General features: G+C 68.9%; 15 protein-coding genes. 4 read left to right on the top strand and 11 right to left on the bottom strand.

Annotation, left to right across the window (positions count from 1 at the left end; translation table 11 throughout):
* Positions 1 to 69: 69 nt before the first annotated feature.
* Both ITJ57_RS06450 and ITJ57_RS06445 read left to right on the top strand, forming a co-directional pair.
* Positions 70 to 870, top strand: coding sequence for an oxygenase MpaB family protein (locus ITJ57_RS06450; RefSeq protein ID WP_194669337.1), 801 nt, complete (start codon positions 70 to 72; stop codon positions 868 to 870).
* 95 nt (positions 871 to 965) lie between these two features.
* Entirely contained in the window at positions 966 to 2,543 is a 1,578-nt protein-coding gene (locus ITJ57_RS06445; protein WP_194669336.1) for a hypothetical protein, read from the top strand.
* Here the strand turns inward: ITJ57_RS06445 and ITJ57_RS06440 are convergent.
* From ITJ57_RS06440 to ITJ57_RS06430, 3 genes are all read right to left on the bottom strand, one after another.
* On the bottom strand, positions 2,470 to 3,474 hold the full coding sequence (locus tag ITJ57_RS06440) for an SseB family protein (protein WP_194669335.1): 1,005 nt from the start codon (positions 3,472 to 3,474) through the stop codon (positions 2,470 to 2,472). The genes ITJ57_RS06445 and ITJ57_RS06440 overlap by 74 nt on opposite strands.
* Positions 3,475 to 3,547: 73 nt before the next feature.
* Entirely contained in the window at positions 3,548 to 6,016 is a 2,469-nt protein-coding gene (locus ITJ57_RS06435) for an ATP-dependent helicase (RefSeq protein ID WP_194669334.1), read from the bottom strand.
* Between the two features lie 55 nt (positions 6,017 to 6,071).
* Entirely contained in the window at positions 6,072 to 7,109 is a 1,038-nt protein-coding gene (locus ITJ57_RS06430) for a glycerophosphodiester phosphodiesterase family protein (RefSeq protein WP_194670324.1), read from the bottom strand.
* A 194-nt stretch (positions 7,110 to 7,303) separates the two neighbouring features.
* Here ITJ57_RS06430 and ITJ57_RS06425 point away from each other — a divergent pair, with 194 nt between their 5' ends.
* On the top strand, positions 7,304 to 8,161 hold the full coding sequence (locus tag ITJ57_RS06425) for a Bax inhibitor-1/YccA family protein (RefSeq protein ID WP_194669333.1): 858 nt from the start codon (positions 7,304 to 7,306) through the stop codon (positions 8,159 to 8,161).
* A gap of 130 nt (positions 8,162 to 8,291) precedes the next feature.
* Here the strand turns inward: ITJ57_RS06425 and guaA are convergent, their stop codons facing one another.
* The 8 genes from guaA to guaB all read right to left on the bottom strand — a co-directional run bounded on the left by guaA (position 8,292) and on the right by guaB (position 17,817).
* Complete coding sequence (guaA, locus tag ITJ57_RS06420) at positions 8,292 to 9,893, bottom strand: glutamine-hydrolyzing GMP synthase (RefSeq protein ID WP_194669332.1); 1,602 nt, start codon at positions 9,891 to 9,893, stop codon at positions 8,292 to 8,294.
* Positions 9,890 to 10,333, bottom strand: a complete 444-nt coding sequence (locus ITJ57_RS06415; RefSeq protein WP_194669331.1) for a DUF3817 domain-containing protein — start codon at positions 10,331 to 10,333, stop codon at positions 9,890 to 9,892. Before ITJ57_RS06415 ends, guaA begins: the two co-directional genes overlap by 4 nt.
* 38 nt (positions 10,334 to 10,371) lie before the next feature.
* Complete coding sequence (locus ITJ57_RS06410) at positions 10,372 to 11,148, bottom strand: SURF1 family protein (RefSeq protein WP_194669330.1); 777 nt, start codon at positions 11,146 to 11,148, stop codon at positions 10,372 to 10,374.
* A 64-nt stretch (positions 11,149 to 11,212) separates the two neighbouring features.
* Positions 11,213 to 12,598, bottom strand: coding sequence for a cation:proton antiporter (locus ITJ57_RS06405; protein ID WP_194669329.1), 1,386 nt, complete (start codon positions 12,596 to 12,598; stop codon positions 11,213 to 11,215).
* Positions 12,599 to 12,600: 2 nt separating this feature from the next.
* A complete protein-coding gene (locus ITJ57_RS06400; protein ID WP_056008027.1) occupies positions 12,601 to 13,128 on the bottom strand; it encodes a cation:proton antiporter regulatory subunit in 528 nt (175 codons plus the stop codon).
* Positions 13,129 to 13,237: 109 nt separating this feature from the next.
* Positions 13,238 to 14,971, bottom strand: coding sequence for a glycerol-3-phosphate dehydrogenase/oxidase (locus ITJ57_RS06395; protein WP_194669328.1), 1,734 nt, complete (start codon positions 14,969 to 14,971; stop codon positions 13,238 to 13,240).
* A gap of 139 nt (positions 14,972 to 15,110) precedes the next feature.
* Complete coding sequence (locus ITJ57_RS06390) at positions 15,111 to 16,229, bottom strand: GuaB3 family IMP dehydrogenase-related protein (RefSeq protein WP_194670323.1); 1,119 nt, start codon at positions 16,227 to 16,229, stop codon at positions 15,111 to 15,113.
* Between the two features lie 85 nt (positions 16,230 to 16,314).
* The gene (guaB, locus tag ITJ57_RS06385) at positions 16,315 to 17,817 is read right to left on the bottom strand and encodes an IMP dehydrogenase (protein WP_194669327.1); all 1,503 of its coding nucleotides are present in this window, start codon (positions 17,815 to 17,817) and stop codon (positions 16,315 to 16,317) included.
* 315 nt (positions 17,818 to 18,132) lie between these two features.
* Here guaB and ITJ57_RS06380 point away from each other — a divergent pair, with 315 nt between their 5' ends.
* Positions 18,133 to 19,350 (top strand): branched-chain amino acid ABC transporter permease, encoded by a 1,218-nt coding sequence (locus ITJ57_RS06380; protein ID WP_194670322.1) that lies wholly within the window; start codon positions 18,133 to 18,135, stop codon positions 19,348 to 19,350.
* Positions 19,351 to 19,359 lie beyond the last annotated feature (9 nt).

The following is a 19,359-nucleotide window of genomic DNA, read 5'->3' as shown; positions in this document are numbered from 1 at the left end:
CAGTGACGACTCTACCCCCAGCGCTCGTCCGCAGCCGGACGTTCACCGTGAACGACTAGGGTCGGTTCCATGACCGGGATGGCGGACCTGGCGCGCGAGGGCATCCTCGTCGCCGGTGCGGGCCGTGCCATCCTGTTGCAGATCGCCGATCCGGCCGTCGCAGCCGGGGTCGCGCGGCACAGCGACTTCGACGCGCGTCCCCTCGACCGGCTGCACGCGACACTCACCTTCGTCTACGCACTCGCGCTCGGGACCCCCGAGGAACAGCGCCTCGTCGCACGTCGGGTGAACCGGGCACATGCGCCGGTCCGGTCGTCGGCAGACGACCCTGCACCCGCCTACTCGGCCTTCGACGCGGACGCGCAACTCTGGGTGGCCGCCACCCTGTACGACACCGCGGTCCAGGTGTACGAGCTCGTCTTCGGCCCACTCGACGACGGATCCCGCGAGCGATTGCATCGCGAATACGCGATCGTCGGGACGAGCCTGCAACTCCCCGCCGAGCGGTGGCCGGCCACCCGCGCGGCCTTCGACGACTACTTCCAGGCACGGCTCGCGGACCTCCACGTGACCCCCGAGGCCCGTGCCGTGTCCGTCCAGCTCCTGACCGCTCGCGCGGCACCTCCCCTCGTCCGGGCGCTGCTCCCGCTCGTCCGCCTCGTCACGGCCGGGCTCCTGCCGCCCGCGCTCCGAACCGCCTACGGCTTCCGCTGGACCCCGGTCCAACAGCGCCGCTTCGGCCGGCGGCTGCAGGTCGCCAGGCTCGTCTGGCCCCGCTTGCCGAGGTGGGCCAGGGCGGCTCCCTCGACCTGGTACCTGCGGACCATGCGAGCGCGCGAACAGGCCGAACCAGCCGTCTCCTCCCGCTGACGCAGACCGCTCCACAGGGCGCCTCCGAACGCGTCGCCTCCACATCCGGCGCCCGGTCGACGCCGCTGGGCACGGCAGTTTCCCACCATGGGCACATGACAACTCCTGCCCTCCTCCTCCGCACCCGTCTGCCCCGCAGACCCCGCACCCGACTCCTGCTGGCCGTCCCGATCCTCCTCACCATGCTGCTGGCGATCGTGTTCGGCGGCGCGACCCAGGCCTCGGCCCTCGCCGCGACCGGCGCCGCCTACGGCCACCGAGCGGCCTCGGACGGCCGCTGGCTCGGATCCTGGGCGTTCGACGACGGTACGGTCGGGTTCTGCATCAACCTCGACCTCCCGATCCCCCCTGGCCACAGCTACGAATACGTCGACGGCGACTCGCTCGGCTGGTTCAAGCCCGAGGACGCCGCTCGCCTCGCCTACCTGTCCCGGCACTGGGGGGCGAGCCAGAACGCCGACGAGGCCGCTGCCGGCCAGCTCGCCACCTGGATGATCACCGGCCTGAACGGCTACACGCCGGCGCAGATCGCCTCGCGGGCCGGCGCGAGCGCTGAGTACGTGCTGGCGCTCGCGCACCGGATGCTGGCGGAGGCCGACGGCCCGGGCGGCGCGAGTCGCGGAGCGAGCGCCGAGCTGTACCTCGACCGTGGTGAAGACGGCTTCGACGTGGTCCGTTCCGAGCTGGCCGTCGACTTCGTCTCGTCCGGGACGACCACCCTGCCACCGGGGACCCACACCGGGACGATCACGCTCGACGGTGCCACCTTCGAGGACGGCACCTCGGTCAAGGCCGTCGGGAACGGTGAAGGCCACCGGATCGTTCCGAGCACCGACTCCGCGGTCGTCACCTTCTCGGCGACCGTGGCCTACGGCGAGCTGCCCTACGGCGGCGGCATGACCATCGCCCGCAGCGCCGACCACGTGCAGAGCGTCCTCGTCGCGCGTCCCATCACCGTGACCGCCGAGGCGAGCGCGGACCGCGAGCGCACCACGCCCCTGCCGTTCCAGCCGGTCGTCGTCACGACCACGTCGCACGCCACCGCCGCACCCGGAACCGAGATCGTCGACCACCTGTCGGTCGGGATCGCGACGGACGCCGGACTCTCCTCGGAGTGGGGCGTCTTCGGTCCGGAGGGCGGACCGTACGCGCCCATCCCGGTGACCGTCCGGAGCCAGCTGCTCGGCCCGTTCGGCGAGCGGCCGGTCGAAGCACCCGAGGCGCCACTCGGCGCTCCCCTCGTCTGTGAAGTGGAGACCGTCGCCGACGCGGGTCCCGGCGACTACACGACGCCATCGTGCATCGTCCCCGAGGACGGCTATTACGTCTGGGTCGAGCGCATCGAACCGACCGACACGGCCCCGGAGCAGGGTGGCGCCATGATCCGTCCCTGGAGGTCGGCGTTCGGGGTCGCCGCCGAGACCACCCGGGTCGTCTCACCGCCCGTCCCGGAGATCACCGAGCACCGTCTCGCCGAAACCGGCACCGACGACCGGTCGCTCATCCTCGCCGCGACGGTGGCCACGCTGGCCCTCGCCCTCGGCGGCGGGCTCGTCGCACTCCGGCGGCGTTCGACGCCGAGCCGGACCGCCGGCGACGTCAGCGGACGTCGAGGAGCGGTGCGAGCTGAGCGCGGTCGACGTCCAGCCACGGTGCAGCCGGGTTCACGATGATCCCGGTGATGCCCTCGTCGCTGCGGAGCGCTGCTGCGAGTTCCGCAGCCGTGACGGGGTACGCGTCGTCGCCTCGTCCGAGTGCCGCGATCTCGATCGGAGCGGTGAAGACCTCGAGGAGCCGGCGGTCGCCGAGTCGGGTCTCGGCGATGCCGATCGTCTTGCGGTTGCCGTCCTCGTCGACCTCCGCTCGTCCGGCGACGAAGCCGCCGTGCGTGGCGAGCGCCGCGACCAGTCGCTGGAGGGCGTCGGCGTCGCGGGGCTGGGCGAGTGCCTGCTTCGCCGGGTCGTTGTTGCGGCCGTCCCCGAACAGGCGCACGATGAGTGTCTTCGGGACGACGGCGCTCGCCTTGCCGTCGGCCGGGTTCAGGACGATCCCGGCGTACCCTTCGCCGGACGCCTGACGCAGCGCCCACACCGCGTCCACCGCGACCCCGGTCACGGGCCCCTCGGCCGTCCGCGTCTTCTCGAGCTCACGAGGCGAGGTGAAGGCGAGGAGGTACACGGCGCCCTCGGCGTCGCGGTGGACGCCGAGCGGGACGCGACCGGCGGCCTTGTCCTCCTCCGAGACGCCGTCGAGACTCGTCGAGAGCAGCAGCTTGCCCTGGATGCTCTGCCGCAGCACGTGCATCATGGCCCGCTCGTCGCCGCCCTCCGCCAAGGCGGTGAGCGCCTGGGCCAGGTCCACGTTCGTGTCCGGTTCGCCGGCTGGGGGCGTCGGTGCCGGGGCCGCGGCCGGCGGGGCGGGCACCGACACGGGGGCCTCCGGGGTCCGAGCGGCCGAGTTGACCGTCGTCACCGAGATCGAGACGTGCGGAACGGCTTCCGGGGCCTCGGCTTCGGGAGCCGCCTCGCCCTCAGGAGCCGAGGTCTCGGCTTCCGCAGCTGCGGATCGGGCATCGGACGCGTTGCGCTTGGAGAACAGACCCATGATGAATGAGCCTAGATGCTCCATCCGGCCCGGGGAACCCGTGAGGAGCGCTGGGCGAGCGCCAACGCCCGGCTCAGTCCACCTTCTCGATGGGGGCGATCTTGATCAGCAGCTTCTTCGCTCCGGCCGACTCGAACTGCACGTGGGCGATGCGCTTGGCGCCCTCCCCCGTGACCGCGTTCACGCGTCCCACGCCGAAGTCCGCGTGGGAGATGCGGTCGCCGGGGACGAGTTCGAGGTCGCCGTTGTCGCGGACCTTCGCCGTGATGCGGTTCGCCCAGGCCGTCTCCGGCTTGCTCGAACCGCCGGAGAACCGCGTGTCGCCGGCGGACGCCCCCTCGGGCAGAGAGCGGACCGACCAGCGGTCGCTCGACGGGGCGCGGCGCGCGTTGAGCGCCCGCGACTGCGTTCCGCCGCGGCCGTTGACGTTTCCTGGTGACTGCCGCCACTCGATGAGGTCGGCCGGGATCTCCTGCAGGTAGCGACTGGGCATCGCGACGGCGGTCTCGCCGTATTGGGCCCTGGTCATCGCGAGCGACAAGTACAGACGTTTCCTGGCGCGGGTGATGCCGACGTAGAACAGACGACGCTCCTCCGCCGGGCCGCCTGGTTCACTGGCCGACATCCGGTGCGGGAGCAGATCCTCCTCGATGCCGGTGAGGAAGACCGCGTCGTACTCCAGCCCCTTCGCCGTGTGGAGCGTCATGAGGGAGACGCTGCCGGTCGCGTCGTCGAGGTCGTCGGCAGCGGCGACGAGCGAGACCTCGGTGAGGAAGTCCACGATGCCGCCGTCCGGGTTGTTCTTCGCGAACTCCTTCGTGACCGCGACGAGCTCGTCGACGTTCTCGGCACGTGCCTCGTCCTGTGGGTCCCGGCTGTTGCGCAGGGAGTCGAGGTAACCGCTCTTCGTCATGAGCAGCGACAGGACGTCGCCGACGGCGGTCGCCGATGCGGTGGGGCGGTCGGCGGCCGCAGCCTCGTCGAGCGCGACCTGTGCCTCGTCGAGCAGCGCGGACAACTGCAGGATCGCGCTCGTGACCTTCGGGCCGAGCCCGAGTGCGTCGGCGCGCCGCATCGCCTCGCGGAAGGTGACGCCGTTGTTCTCGGCGAAGCTCGCGAGCGCCGTCTCCGTCGCCGGCCCGATGCCGCGCTTCGGGGTGTTGAGGATGCGCCGCAACGCCATGATGTCGGCGGGGTTCGCGACGGACACGAGGTACGCCAGTGCGTCCTTGATCTCCGCGCGTTCGTAGAACTTGGTGCCACCCATGATCCGGTAGGGCAATGCCGCCCGGATGAAGATCTCCTCGAGCGCACGGGTCTGCGCGTTGGTGCGGTAGAAGACCGCGATGTCGCTGTAGGCCGTGCCGCCGTTCCGCAGCTTCTCGATCTCGTCGGCGATGAACTGCGCCTCGTCGTGCCCGGAGTAGCCGGTGAACCCGACGATCTTCTCGCCGTCGCCCACGGCCGTCCACAGCTTCTTGTCCTTGCGGTCGAAGTTGTTGGAGATGACCGCGTTCGCCGCCGAGAGGATGTTCTGGGTGGAACGGTAGTTCTGCTCGAGGAGGACGACCTTCGCTCCAGGGAAGTCCCGCTCGAACTCGGTGATGTTCCGGATGTCCGCGCCACGGAACGCGTAGATCGACTGGTCGGAGTCACCGACGACCGTGAGTGAGGCGCCGTCCGCCTGCGCGATGGCCAGGTGGTCTGAGCCGGCGGCGGGTGCGCGGGTGAGCTCGCGGATGAGGGAGTACTGGGCGTGGTTCGTGTCCTGGTACTCGTCGACGAGGATGTGCCGGAACCGCTGCTGGTACTGGGCGGCGACGTGCGGGAACGCCCGGAACAGGAACACGGTCTGGCTGATGAGGTCGTCGAAGTCGAAAGCGTTCGCGTCGGCGAGCGCCCGGGTGTACTTGCGGAAGATCTGGAGGAACACGAGCTCCTGCGGATCGTTCGTGTTGATGGTGCGCGAGTACGACTCGACGTCGGAGAGCTCGTTCTTCAGCTTCGAGATCTTGGCCGAGGTGTTCGACGGCGTGAACCCGTAGGCGTCGGCCTCCAGCTCCTTGATGATGCGCTTCAGCAGGGCGCGCTGGTCGCCGCTGTCGTAGATCGTGAAGTTCTTCGTGAACCCGAAGTGCTCCGCCTCCCGACGGAGGATGCGGACGCAGGCGGAGTGGAAGGTCGAGATCCACATCCCCTGGGCAGCCTGGCCGACGAGCGCCTCGACGCGCTCACGCATCTCGGCAGCGGCCTTGTTCGTGAAGGTGATGGCGAGGATCTGGCTGGGCCAGGCCTCACGCTGTTCCAGCAGCAGCGCGATCCGCCGCGTGAGCACGCTCGTCTTCCCGGAGCCGGCACCCGCGACGATGAGCAGCGCCTGCCCCCGGTACTCGACGGCGATCCGCTGCTGCGGGTTGAGGCCGTCGAGGAGACGGCTCCCCGCGGCGTGCTCGTCGGAGGGCGTCCCGGGGATGGACGCTGTGGGCCAGTCGACGATCACCGGTTGGACGGCGTCGGCGTTCGAAGAAGGAGTGCTCGCCATATCGCCTGCAAGTCTAGGCGCTGCCTCCGACATCGGCCCGACCCGGACCGGGGCGTCAGCGCTCCCGCTGAGCGAGGAAGGCCGAGCGGGCGGCCGCACCGAGGTCGGCGTGGTCGACGAAGACCCCGTCGACGCCCGTCGAGAGCACCAGGGCGAACTCCGCCCGCCAGTCACCGAACGCGGCGGGGTCCTCCCCTGAGCGGAACGGCGGCGCGAGGAAGCGGTTCTCCGGTCGGAGCGTCCAGGTGTAGACGCTGAGGCCGGCCGCGTGCGCGCGCTGCACGAGATCGGTCGGGCCGGGGCCGTCGACCGCGTCCAGATCGATCAGCAGCGCCTTGTCGACGCTGATGGCGTCGACCTCGCCCGCAATCGTCGCGAGCCCGGCGTCGGTCATGGCGTCGGCGTACGTGGGAGCGGCCTCCCCCAGTCGCGCCACCAGATCGCTCGGCCTGCCGGACCGTTCGAGGAGGTAGACGAACTCCGCTCGCACGTCACGCCGCTGCAGGGCCGTGAGCACGGACTGCTCGAACGACTCGACGATGAGCGGCTCGGCGGCGGCGTCGGCACCGAAACCGGTCGTGGCGAGGGCGTCGGCGAGCAACCGGTCGAGCGGGAGCCCGACGGACGCGAAATGGGTCGCGTGCTTCACCTCCGCGACGATCCCGAGTGGGCGGGCGTGCTCTCGGGCGGCGTCGCGGACGATGGCGACGAGATCGCTGAACCGGAGGAGGGGCGACGTCCCGTCGTGGTCGGCACTGGTCGGGCGCAGGGCGGGGATGCGCTCCCGGGCGGTCAACGTCGACAGCTCGGCCCAGGTGAAGTCCTCGGTGAACCACCCGGTCAGCTGATCGCCGTCAATGGTCTTCGTGGTCCGCCGATCGGCGAAGTCCGGCCTCGAGGCGATGTCCGTCGTCCCCGAGATCTCGTTCTCATGACGCACCACGAGCACGCCGTCCCTCGAGGCGACCAGGTCGGGTTCGACGGCATCGGCGCCGAGGGCGAAGGCGAGTCGGTAGGACGCTTCGGTGTGCTCAGGACGGTACCCGGGTGCTCCCCGGTGTCCGATCACGAGCGGGCTGGGCGAGGAGTCGATGCGCACGCGATCAGCCTAGGACGAGGACCGGGCACCCTGGTCGGGTGTCGGCTGTCAGCTGGCGGCGAACATCCGCCGCCGTCCGGACCTTTCCAGGCGCGACCCGGCTGATTCAAAGGGAACTCGGATACTCTGGGTGCCAGCAGCGCCGCTTGGCGCGACACAGCCTCCACGACTGAGAGTAGGAATCAGCCATGGCCCTCGACAATCCCGCGTTCTCGAAGAACCCGGCATTCGCGAAGCAGGGAGGCGGGACGCTGCAGGCAGCTCAAGCAGCGAACCCCTCGCTGACCGCCGAACAGCTCCAGAAGATGTACGAACAGCCCACCGCACCGGCGGGCGTCGGCACCGCCGACCGCATGACGATCGAGAACACGCTCGTCAAGACCCTCGGTTCGTTCGCCGTGCTCGTGGTCTTCGCCGTCGTCTCCTGGATGTGGACGACCTCGCTCCTGCAGTCGGGCAGCGGCTTCGCCCTCCCGATGATCATCGGCATGATCGGCGGGCTCGGCCTCGGTCTCGTCAACTCCTTCAAGAAGGAGCCGGTGCCGGCGCTCATCCTCGGCTACGCCGTGTTCCAGGGCCTCTTCGTCGGCGGTATCTCCCGCGTCTTCGAAGCCAACCCGGCATGGTCCGGCGTCGTCGTGCAGGCGGTCCTCGCGACCCTCGCCGTCGTCGGTGTGACCCTCGCCCTGTTCGCCAGCGGCAAGGTCCGTGCTTCGAAGAAGCTCACGAAGGTGTTCCTTGTCGCCATCATCGGCTACGGAGTCTTCCAGCTCCTCAACCTGGTGCTGATGTTCACCGGCGTCCTCAACAACCCCTTCGGGCTGTACGGCGCGACGATCTTCGGCATCCCGCTCGGGATCGTCATCGGCATCTTCGCGGTGCTGATGGGTGCGTACTCGCTCGTGCTCGACTTCGACTTCATCCAGCGGGGTGTGCAGAACCGCGCCCCGGCGAAGTACGGCTGGACCGGTGCCTTCGGCATCATGGTCACGGTCATCTGGATCTACGTCGAGATCCTGCGTCTGCTCGCCATCTCGCGCAACTAGCAGCCCGGCTCCACCGAAGGCCCGTCCCATCCGTGGGGCGGGCCTTCGTCGTGCCGCCGGGTCGCCGGGGCGGACAGACGACGGAAGGCCGCCCCGAGACGGGACGGCCTTCCGGTGGATCAGGGAGTGATCACTCCCACTCGATGGTCCCCGGCGGCTTCGACGTGACGTCCAGCACGACGCGGTTCACGTCCTTCACCTCGTTCGTGATGCGGTTGCTGATGCGCGCGAGGACGTCGTACGGCAGGCGCGTCCAGTCGGCGGTCATCGCGTCCTCGGAGGACACCGGGCGCAGGACGATGGGGTGGCCGTACGTGCGACCGTCGCCTTGGACGCCCACTGACCGGACGTCTGCGAGGAGGACGACCGGGCACTGCCAGATCTCCTGGTCGAGGCCGGCCGCGGTGAGTTCCTCGCGGGCGATCGCGTCGGCGTCGCGGAGGAGGTCGAGGCGCTCGGCCGTGACCTCACCGACGATGCGGATGCCGAGCCCCGGGCCGGGGAACGGCTGGCGACCGACGATCGCCTCGGGCAGTCCCAGCTCGCGGCCGATCGCGCGCACCTCGTCCTTGAACAGGGTCCGGAGGGGCTCGACGAGCTCGAACTGCAGGTCTTCCGGCAGGCCGCCGACGTTGTGGTGGCTCTTGATGTTGGCCGTTCCCGACCCGCCGCCGGACTCGACCACGTCCGGATACAGCGTGCCCTGCACGAGGAAGCGGATGGGCTCCCCTTCGTCCTGGGCCTCCCTGACGAGGTCGATCTCCGCCTGCTCGAAGGAACGGATGAACTCGCGACCGATGATCTTGCGCTTCTGCTCCGGGTCGCTGACCCCGGCGAGCGCCGACAAGAACTGCTCGCGGGCGTCGACCGTGACCAGTCGGACGCCGGTGGAGGCGACGAAGTCCTCTTCGACCTGGCGGCGCTCGTCCTTCCGGAGGAGGCCGTGGTCGACGAAGATGCAGACGAGCTGGTCGCCGACGGCCTCGTGCACGAGCGCCGCCGCGACCGCGGAGTCGACACCGCCGGACAGCCCGCAGATGACCTTGGCGTCGCCGACCTGCGCACGGATGCGCTCGACCTGCTCGGCGATCACATTGCCGCTGTTCCAGTCGGCGGGGATGCCGGCCGCGCGGTGCAGGAAGTTCTCGAGCACCTGCTGCCCGTACGCCGAGTGCTTGACCTCCGGGTGCCACTGCACGCCGTAGAGCCCGCGCTCGGCGTTGGCGAACGCGGCGACCGGGGTCGAGGCGGTCGAAGCGAGGACCTCGAAGCCCTCCGGCGCCTTCGAGACGGAGTCGCCGTGACTCATCCACACGTTCTGCTCGGTCGGGACGCCGTGCAGCAGGGTGCCGGGGACGTCCACGACGCTCGTCGCGTCGGTGGCACCGTACTCGCGAAGACCGGTGTGAGCGACCTCGCCACCGAGCTGCTTGGCCATGACCTGGAAGCCGTAGCAGATGCCGAAGGTGGGGACACCGAGCTCGAGGATGCCCTCGTCGAGCGACGGAGCGCCCGGCTCGTAGACGCTCGACGGGCCACCGGACAGCACGATGCCGACGGGGTTCTTGGCGGCGACCTCGGCGGCGCTGACGGTGTGCGGCACGATCTCGGAGTACACACCGGCCTCGCGGACGCGGCGGGCGATCAATTGGGCGTACTGCGCGCCGAAGTCGACGACCAGGACTGGTCGGGCGGCGGTCTGCTCCGCGGCGGCGGGGGTCGGTTCACTCACTGCATGGACTCCACGGGTTCGGCGGCCGCCGCTGCTTCGCGACCGGAGAGGTAGGCCTTCACTTCCCGCGGGATGCGGCTCTCGAAGAAGAAGGACAGGAACGGGATGATGCCGCCGAGCGCGAGCCAGAGCAGACGCAGGACGTTCCACCGCATGAGGCTCCAGAGCCGGAACGCGGCGAACAGGTACACGACGTAGAACCAGCCGTGGATGATGAGGATGCCCGTGCTCAGGTTGACCGCGGTGGCGGTTCCCGACGGGACGAAGGCGAGGAACCCGTAGGCACCGCCGAGCTCGAGCTCGAGGCCGAACGCGTACTTCATGAGCATCTCGGCGCAGAGCGACAGCAGCAGTACGCCGGTGATCGGCGCGGCCACCTGGTAGAACTTCAGCGCGCCTCGGATCGCGGGAAACGTCGACGGTTTCGGCTGGAGGGGCATGCCCTCCATCTTACCCGCGGCCATCGAGGCTCCGGACATCACGCGGTGGGCTGCGACGCCTGTTCCTCCGCGTCCTCGAGCTCCTCGATCTCGCGCTCCCAGGCGTCCTTCGCGAGGCGATACCAGAGGAAGACGGCGAAGCAGGCGAACACGACCCATTCGGCCGCGTAGAAGATGTTCAGCCAGTTGAGCTGGATCTCCTGGCTGGGTGCCGGCGACGAGATGGTCTCGAGTCCGTCGGCGGCGTCGTCGTCGACCAGGAACGCGGTGAACACCCGCAGGCCGTCCGCATCGGACCACCGGTTCAGCAGGGCTGCGACCGACATGTTGTCGAGGTCCGTCGGTGCCGCGTCCGACGCGGGCTCCTCCGGCCCTTCCGGCGGGTTCAACCGTCCCTCGAGTTCGACGGTTCCGCTCGGAGCGTCGGCGTTGAGGGCGTCCGCGACCCGGTCGGCGACCTGTCGGTCCTCCGTCCAGCCGACCGCCACCGCGAGGCCCGCCGCATCCGGCCGATCCGTGGCAAGGTGCCCGGTGACCCAGTAGCCGAGCACGCCGTCGTTGACCCGGTCGCCCACGACGAGGTAGTCCCCTGGCACCCAGGTGCCCGTCACGCTGATGCGTTGTCCGGCATCGACCTCCCGGATCCCGACGCCGGGCTCGAGGACGTCCGCGAGCGGCCGGACCGACTCGGTCTCGGACGGGACGACCTGCCCGGACTCGATGGCTCGGGCCAGCTGCCACTGGCCAAGGGCCGCGAACGCGCCGGCGACGGCGAGGCAGAGGACGAGGACGCCGATCCACCGAGGACGCAGCATGACGGAGCGGAGCGTCGGACGAGCCGGACCGTGGTCGTTCTGGGCTGGTGCCGACGGGACGGGGCTAGTAATCGGGCTCTCGCTTTCGTGCTGGTGGTTCCTGGTCGTTCATCGCCTGTTCGACGAGTCGGTCGATGGCCGCCTGATCGGGGTCGGGCGCGGTGCCCTCCGAGTCGTCGGCCGTCCCGGCGACGAGGGCGATCGCCTCGTCCTCCGTGCGGTCGGGGCGGTCGGGGTGGTCGACGCGCTTCGGCTTGTGACGACGCGGCCTGAGGATGAACGCGCCGATCTGCTCGGAGCGGCCGGCCACGATGGGACCCATCACCGCCATGATCAGCACGTAGAGCCCGGCGAAGGGCTGGATGAGGGGATTCAACCCGGCGCTCAGGGACAGGGTCGCGAGGATGAGCGCGAACTCCCCTCGGTTCTGGAGGATCACCGCCGCGTTGATGCCCGCCTGTGGTCCGAGGCCGTTCAGCCAGGCGACGAACTGCCCGGCGATCACGTTGAGTACCACCGTCATCAGGACGGCGAGCAGCACCGGGACGAGGACGCTGCCGAACTTCGTCGCGTCGAGGGCGAGACCGAAGTTCAGGAAGAAGAAGGCGCCGAAGACGTCGCGGAGCGGGATCGCGATCTGCTCGATCTTGTTGCGGAAGCGGGTCGCGCCGAGCACCAGACCGATGAGGAAGGCGCCGATCGCGTCGGTGACCCCGAGGATCTCCCCGATGCCGCCGAACGCCACCGCGAGGCCGAAGAAGAGGACGGTGAAGAGCTCGTCGTCCTTGGTGCGGAACAAGCGCGAGACGAAGCGACCGCCGAACCTGGCGATCGTGAACATCACGAGGATGAACGTGAACGCGATCGCGAGCTTGCCGATGACCGGCCAGACCTCCGTCTCGCCGCTCAGGACCACGCCGACGATCGCCAGGTAGATCGCGATGAAGATGTCCTCGACGACGGTGACGCCGAGGATCATCGGCGTCTCGTCGTTCGTCAGCCGTTTGAGCTCGATGAGGAGTTTGGTGACGATGGCGCTCGAGCTGGTGGCGGTGATCCCGGCGATGATGAGCGCTTCACGGGTCCCCCACCCCACGAGGAAGCCGAAGACGAGGCCAGCGGCCATGTTGACGAGGATGTACGACCCGCCGGACACGATCAGCTTCCCCGCGTTGCCGAAGAACTCGTCCTGGTCGAACTCCAGGCCGAGGTTGAACAGCAGCAGGACCAGCCCGAACACCGCGATGAGTTCGATCTGCGCGCTCGCGAAGTCCAAGGGGAACCAGCCCGTGTACGGACTCGCCAGGAGCCCGACGAGCATGTAGACGGGGATTGACGGGAGCCCGATGAGCTTGCCGAGACGGCCGAGGATGTAGGCGATGACGAACAGGACGCCGAGGATGAGCAGATCCTGGCCGAGGTGGGGGTTGTCGGTCGCGGCGTGCAGCATCCCTACCCTCCGGGCGGGGCGTCGACGGCGACCTTCTTGACGGCGCCGGAACGGAAGTAGGCGAAGGCCTTGGCGACCTTCTCCGGGCTACCCGCCACGACGAGCGTGTCGCCCGGGAACACCCGGAAGTCGGCAGCGGGGGCCGGGTTCGCGGAATCGCCTCGGACGACGGCCACGACCGTGAGGCCGACCATGCCTTTCTCGGCGGGGTTGCCGAGCGGCTGCCCGGCGATGTGGTCTTCGTAGTCGACCGTGAACCAGTCGATGCTGAGCCCGGGGATCTGGTCGAGTGCGCTCAGCGACTCGGTGATCTGCGTGCCGCCCAGGAGCTCGGCGAGGGTGTGCGCCTCATCTTCGTTGAGCCGGAGCGACACCTTGCCGGCGTCTGCGCCGTCCTCGTGGTCGGCGAAGGTGATGAGGTCGCTGTGGCCGGAGCGGTGGGCGATGACCCCGACCTTGCCGCCGTCGTCCGTGACGAAGGTGTGCAGCACACCGACTCCGGGAAGTTTGACCCGCCGAACATCCACCATGGCTGTACTCCTCAGGCTTGTTGTGGCAGTCCTCCTAGTCTATCCGCCACGCCTGCGTCGCTCCCCCGAGGGGCCCGCAGCGGTTGCGCTGCGGGCGATCACCGGACAATCAGGCGCCTGGGACGATGTCCGGCGCCTCGAGCCGCACGCGGTCGGCGGCCTCGTCGTTCGGTTGTTCCTGGGACGCCCGCTCGGCGGTGACGCGCTCGAGATAGTAGGAGACCTCCTTGGCGATCCGCTCCTCGTCCCAACCGAGGACGCCTCCCATGAGATTGGCGGCGACCGGAGCCGCCGACACGCCTCGGTCCCAGGCCTCGATCGAGATCCGTGTCCGGCGGGCAAGGACGTCGTCGAGGTGGAGGGCGCCCTCGTGGGACGCCGCGTAGACGACCTCCGCACCGATGTAGTCGTCGGCGCCGGGGAGCGGTTCGGCGAGCGTCGGGTCCTCCTTGAGGAGGTCGAGCAGCTCGTCGGTGAGCACGCCGTAGCGGTTCAACAGGTGCTCGATCCGTGCGGTGTGGACTCCGAAGGCTCGAGCGATCTTGCCGCGCTTGTTCCACGCGGCCTGGTATCCCTCGGCACCGAGCAGCGCGATGTTCTCCGTCGCGCTGGCCGGGATCTTGCCGTCCAGCGCGTCGACGGCGGCGTCGATCGCGTCCTTCGCCATCACGCGGTACGTCGTCCACTTGCCACCGGCGATCACGACGAGACCCGGCACCGAGTGGGCGACGAGGTGTTCGCGTGACAGTTTCGAGGTCTGCTCCGACTCCCCGGCGAGCAGGGGACGGAGCCCGGCGAAGACCCCCTCGACGTCCTCGCGGGTGAGCGGGACGGCGAGGACCGTGTTCACCCGCTCCAGCAGGTAGTCGATGTCCGCGGCGGTCGCCGCCGGGTGCGCCTTGTCGAGGTGCCAGTCGGTGTCGGTCGTGCCGATGAGCCAGTGGCGGCCCCACGGGATGACGAAGAGGACGCTCTTCTCCGTGCGCAGCAGCAGACCCATGCTCGATTGGAACCGGTCGCGGGGCACGACGAGGTGGATGCCCTTCGAGGCGCGCACCTTGAACTGGCCGCGCTCCCCCACCATCGACTGGGTGTCGTCTGTCCAGACACCCGTCGCGTTCACGACCTGCTTGGCGCGGATCTCGAACCGTTCGTCCGTCTGGAGGTCGTGCGCCTTCACGCCGACGACCCGCTGGCCGACCTTGATGAACCCCTCGACCCGCACGCGGCTGGCCACGTGCGCCCCGTAGGCGGAGGCCGTCCGCGCGAGCGAGGCGACGTAGCGCGCGTCGTCGACCTGGGCGTCGTAGTAGGTCAAGCCACCGACGAACGCGTCCGACTTGAGGCTCGGGATGGAGCTGAGCACCTGGCGCTTCGACAGGTGTCGGTGGTGCGGGACGCCCGGCGGACGACCGCCTGTCCAGCTGAAGAGGTCGTACAGCAGCATGCCGGCGCCGATGTACAACCGCTCGAACACCGGCTTGTTGAGCGGGTACAGGAAGCGGACCGGCTTCACGAGGTGCGGTGCGATGCGCTGCAACAGCAGCCCGCGTTCGATGAGCGCCTCACGGACGAGCCGGAAGTCGAGCTGCTCGAGGTAGCGGATGCCGCCGTGCACGAGCTTGGAGGAACGGCTGGAGGTGCCGCTCGCCCAGTCCCGCGCTTCCAGCAGTCCGGTGCTCAGCCCACGGGTGACGGCGTCGAGCGCGGCTCCCGTGCCGACGATGCCGCCGCCGACGACGAGGATGTCGAGTTCCTTGCTCTTCAGCGCTTCGATCGCGGCGTCGCGTTCCTCCATCCCCAGCTTGGTGGATCGGGACACGTTGTTGGGCGTGGTGGCCATCGTCGAACTCCGCTCGCTGGAACCGCCCTCGCGACGGTCCTGCACTGCAGGACCTCGTCTGCGAGGCTCTGCTTCCGAGGCTAGCGCCGAGCTTCCGAGCCGACAACCGCTTGCGGGAACCCGTGGGCTCCCGCAAGCGTCAGTTGCCCTGGTACGGTGCGACGACGACCTCGACGCGCTGGAACTCCTTGAGGTCCGAGTAGCCGGTGGTGGCCATCGAGCGACGGAGTGCACCGATGAGGTTGGCGGTGCCGTCCGACTTCGGCGATGGCCCGTACAGGATCTCCTCGAGCGTGGCGACGGTTCCGACCTCGACGCGACGACCGCGCGGCAGCTGCAGGTGGTGCGCCTCGGCACCCCAGTGCCAGCCACCACCAGGAGCGTCGGTCGCGCGGGCGAGTGCGGTGCCGAGCATGACGGCGTCGGCACCCATCGCGACGGCCTTGACGATGTCGCCGGAGGTACCGAGACCGCCGTCGGCGATGACGTGGACGTACCGGCCACCCGACTCGTCGAGGTAGTCGCGGCGAGCGCCGGCCACGTCGGCCACCGCGGTCGCCATGGGGGCGTGGATGCCGAGCGAGGCTCGCGTGGTGGAGGCCGCACCCCCGCCGAAGCCGACGAGCACGCCGGCGGCGCCGGTGCGCATAAGGTGCAGCGCCGCCGTGTAGGTGGCCGCACCGCCGACGATGACCGGGACGTCGAGTTCGTAGATGAACTTCTTGAGGTTGAGCGGCTCCTGGTTCTTCGAGACGTGCTCGGCGGACACGGTCGTACCGCGGATGACGAAGAGGTCGACGCCGGCGGCCACGACGGTCTCGTAGAGCTCCTGCGTGCGCTGCGGCGACAGGGCCGCCGCGACGGTCACGCCGGCGGCGCGGATCTCGGCCAAGCGAGCGGTCACGAGTTCAGGCTTGATGGGCTCGGCGTAGATCTCCTGCATGCGAGCGGTCGCGCGACCGACGGGCAGCGTGCGGATCTCGGCGAGGAGCGGCTCCGGGTCCTCGTACCGCGTCCACAGGCCCTCGAGGTCGAGGACGCCGACTCCGCCCAGCTGGCCCATCATGATCGCGGTCGTCGGTGAGACGACGGAGTCCATGGGTGCCGCGAGCACGGGGATCTCGAACTGATAGGCGTCGATGGACCAAGACACCGAGACGTCCTGCGGGTCGCGGGTCCGCCGCGACGGGACGACGGCGATGTCGTCGAAGGCGAACGCGCGCCTGGCGCGCTTTGACCGGCCGATCTCAATATCCATGCTCACCGGACCAGCCTATCGGTCGCCTACGACGACGACGGTCCGGCAGGCGGGCGCCTGCCGGACCGTCGAGGTCACGCTGGGGTCACTTGCGGTAGTTCGGCGCCTCGACGACGATCTGCACGTCGTGCGGGTGCGACTCCTTGAGACCGGCCGAGGTGATGCGGACGAACTTGCCCTTCGCCTTCAGCTCACCGATGGTGCGTGCACCGACGTAGAACATCGACTGACGCAGCCCGCCGATGAGCTGGTACGCGACGGCCGAGACCGGTCCGCGGTAGGGGACCTGGCCCTCGATGCCCTCGGGGATCAGCTTGTCGTCGCTCGGGACGTCGGCCTGGAAGTAGCGGTCCTTGGAGTAGGACGTCTTCTCGCCACGCGTCTGCATGGCTCCGAGCGAACCCATGCCCCGGTAGTTCTTGAACTGCTTGCCGCCTACGAACACGAGGTCGCCGGGGCTCTCGTCCGTGCCCGCGAGGAGCGAACCGAGCATGACCGTGTCGGCACCGGCGACGAGGGCCTTGGCGATGTCGCCGGAGTACTGCAGGCCGCCGTCGGCGATGACCGGGACGTTCACCTCGCGGGCTGCGAGGGACGCCTCGTAGACCGCCGTCACCTGGGGCACGCCTACACCGGCGACGACCCGGGTGGTGCAGATGGAGCCCGGTCCGACGCCCACCTTGATGGCGTCGGCACCCGCCTCGATGAGGGCCTGGGCGCCCGACCGCGTCGCGACGTTGCCGCCGATGACGTCGACACCGGCGAACGCCGGATCTGCCTTGAGCTTGCGAATGATGTCGAGCACGCCGGCACTCTCACCGTTGGCGGTGTCGACCACGATGACGTCGACGCCGGCGTCGAGCAGCTGACCCGCACGGGACCAGGCGTCACCGAAGAAGCCGATGGCCGCGCCGACCCGGAGGCGGCCGGTGTCGTCCTTCGTCGCGAGCGGGTACTTCTCGCTCTTGTCGAAGTCCTTGACCGTGATGAGGCCCTTGAGCTTGCCCGCCTCGTCGATGAGCGGCAGCTTCTCGATCCGGTGCTGGGCGAGGAGCGCCATGACCGCGTTGCGGTCGGTGCCGACGGGAGCCGTGACGAGGCCCGTGCTCGTCATGACCTCGCTGACCCGCGTGGTCGCCTTCTCGAACGGCGAGACGAAGCGCATGTCGCGGTTGGTGATGATGCCGACGAGCACGCCCTCGCCATTGACGACGGGGAGCCCGGAGATGCGGAACTGGCCGCACAGTTCGTCCACCTCGGCGACGGTGGCGTCTGCCGTGGTGGTGATCGGGTTGGTGATCATGCCCGACTCGCTCCGCTTGACGCGGTCGACCTGCTCGGCCTGGTCGGTGATCGAGAGGTTGCGGTGCAGGATCCCGATGCCGCCCTCGCGAGCCATCGCGATCGCCATGCGCGCCTCGGTCACGGTGTCCATCGCGCTCGACAGCAGCGGCGTGTTCACGGTAATCCGCTTGGTCAGGCGGGACGAGGTCTCCGCCTCGCTCGGGATGACGTCGGTGTGCCCGGGGAGCAGCAGCACATCGTCATATGTGAGTCCTACGAATCCGAACGGATCAGGCTGGTCCATTTATCCCTCTCATAGCCACGAACACACCGGAGAAACGCAGACCTGCCGGTATCACCATCGTAACCGAGCAGGGCGTACCCCTATTCCACGATCCCGACAAAACCATGCGGAGAAATACGCACGGGCGAAACATGTAGGCAATAATCAGGTTCTATCGTCGAACAGCGTTGTCCGACGCAGGAGAACGGTCCACGAATGTGGGCTGGCACTGGAGGTGCAGTGAAGTTCGCTGGAACAACCCGAAACCCGAGACTGGCACGGAGATTCGTGCTCCTCATCGCCTTGCTGTTCGGGGCGATCACCCTCACGTCCGTCATGAGCGCCGTCCCGGCTCATGCCGACGAGGTGGGTGAGGAGTACGACTTCTACTTCGCTGGGAACGTCAAGTACGACGACAAACCACTCGACGGCGTGAACATCACGGTCGACGGCAACGGCTACAAGGCCGACGTCGACACCGATGCCGACGGCAAGTGGAAGATCGGCGTCCCCGAGAAAGGTACGTACAAGGTCACCCTCGACGAGGAGACCCTCCCGAAGGGCGTCATCGTCGCAGAAGGCGGCGCGACCATCGAGGCCGAGTTCGGCCTCACCCAATCCAAGTCCGTGAACTTCTTCCTCGGTGAGGGCGAACGCGTCACCGTCAGCTTCTGGGATCAGCTCGCCGAACGGCTCGTCAACGGGCTGAACTTCGGGCTCATGCTCGCCCTGGCGGCCATCGGAGCGTCGCTCGTGTTCGGCACCACCGGCCTCAGCAACTTCGCCCACGCGGAGATGGTGACGTTCGGTGCGATCATGGCGCTCGTCTTCGGGGTGTTCCTGCAGTGGCCCATCTGGCTGGCCATCATCATGGCCCTCGCGTTGAGCGCCGCCTTCGGCTTCGCGCTCGACGCCGGCATCTGGAGACCCTTGAGACGCAAGGGCGTCGGCATCGTGCAGGTGATGATCGTCTCGATCGGCCTGTCGCTGGCGCTCCGGTACGTCTTCCTCTACTTCGTCGGCGGCGGCACCTTCCAGCTGCCCGGCTCCGGAGAGGAGAACATCAAGCTGTTCGGCACCGTGTCGCTCAGCGTGACCGACATGATCAGCATGGCGGTGAGCGTCGTGGTCCTCCTCGGCGTGGCCTGGTGGCTCATCAAGACGAAGACCGGCAAGGCGACGCGGGCGATCTCGGACAACCCGAGCCTCGCGGCGGCGAGCGGTATCGACGTCGACCGCGTGGTCCGCATCGTCTGGATCCTCGCAGCCACCCTCGCCGGTCTCTCCGGCATCCTGTGGGCGTACTTCCGACCCGGCATCAAGTGGGACATGGGAGCGCAGCTGCTCCTCCTCATCTTCGCGGCCATCACCCTCGGCGGGCTCGGAACCGCCTTCGGCGCCATGGTCGGCGCCCTCATCATCGGCATCCTCGTCGAAGTCTCGACGCTCTGGATCCCGTCTGACATCAAGTACGTCGGCGCCCTCGTGGTGCTCATCGCGGTGCTCCTCGTGAGACCGCAGGGCATCCTCGGACGTCGCGAGAGAATCGGTTAGGGGCACGCG

Origin of the sequence: Plantibacter sp. VKM Ac-2880 (assembly GCF_015351235.1) — a bacterium.
Taxonomy (GTDB): domain Bacteria; phylum Actinomycetota; class Actinomycetes; order Actinomycetales; family Microbacteriaceae; genus Plantibacter.
Note: the sequence above shows the minus strand (reverse complement) of the source record. Positions and strands in the feature narration are given on the sequence as shown.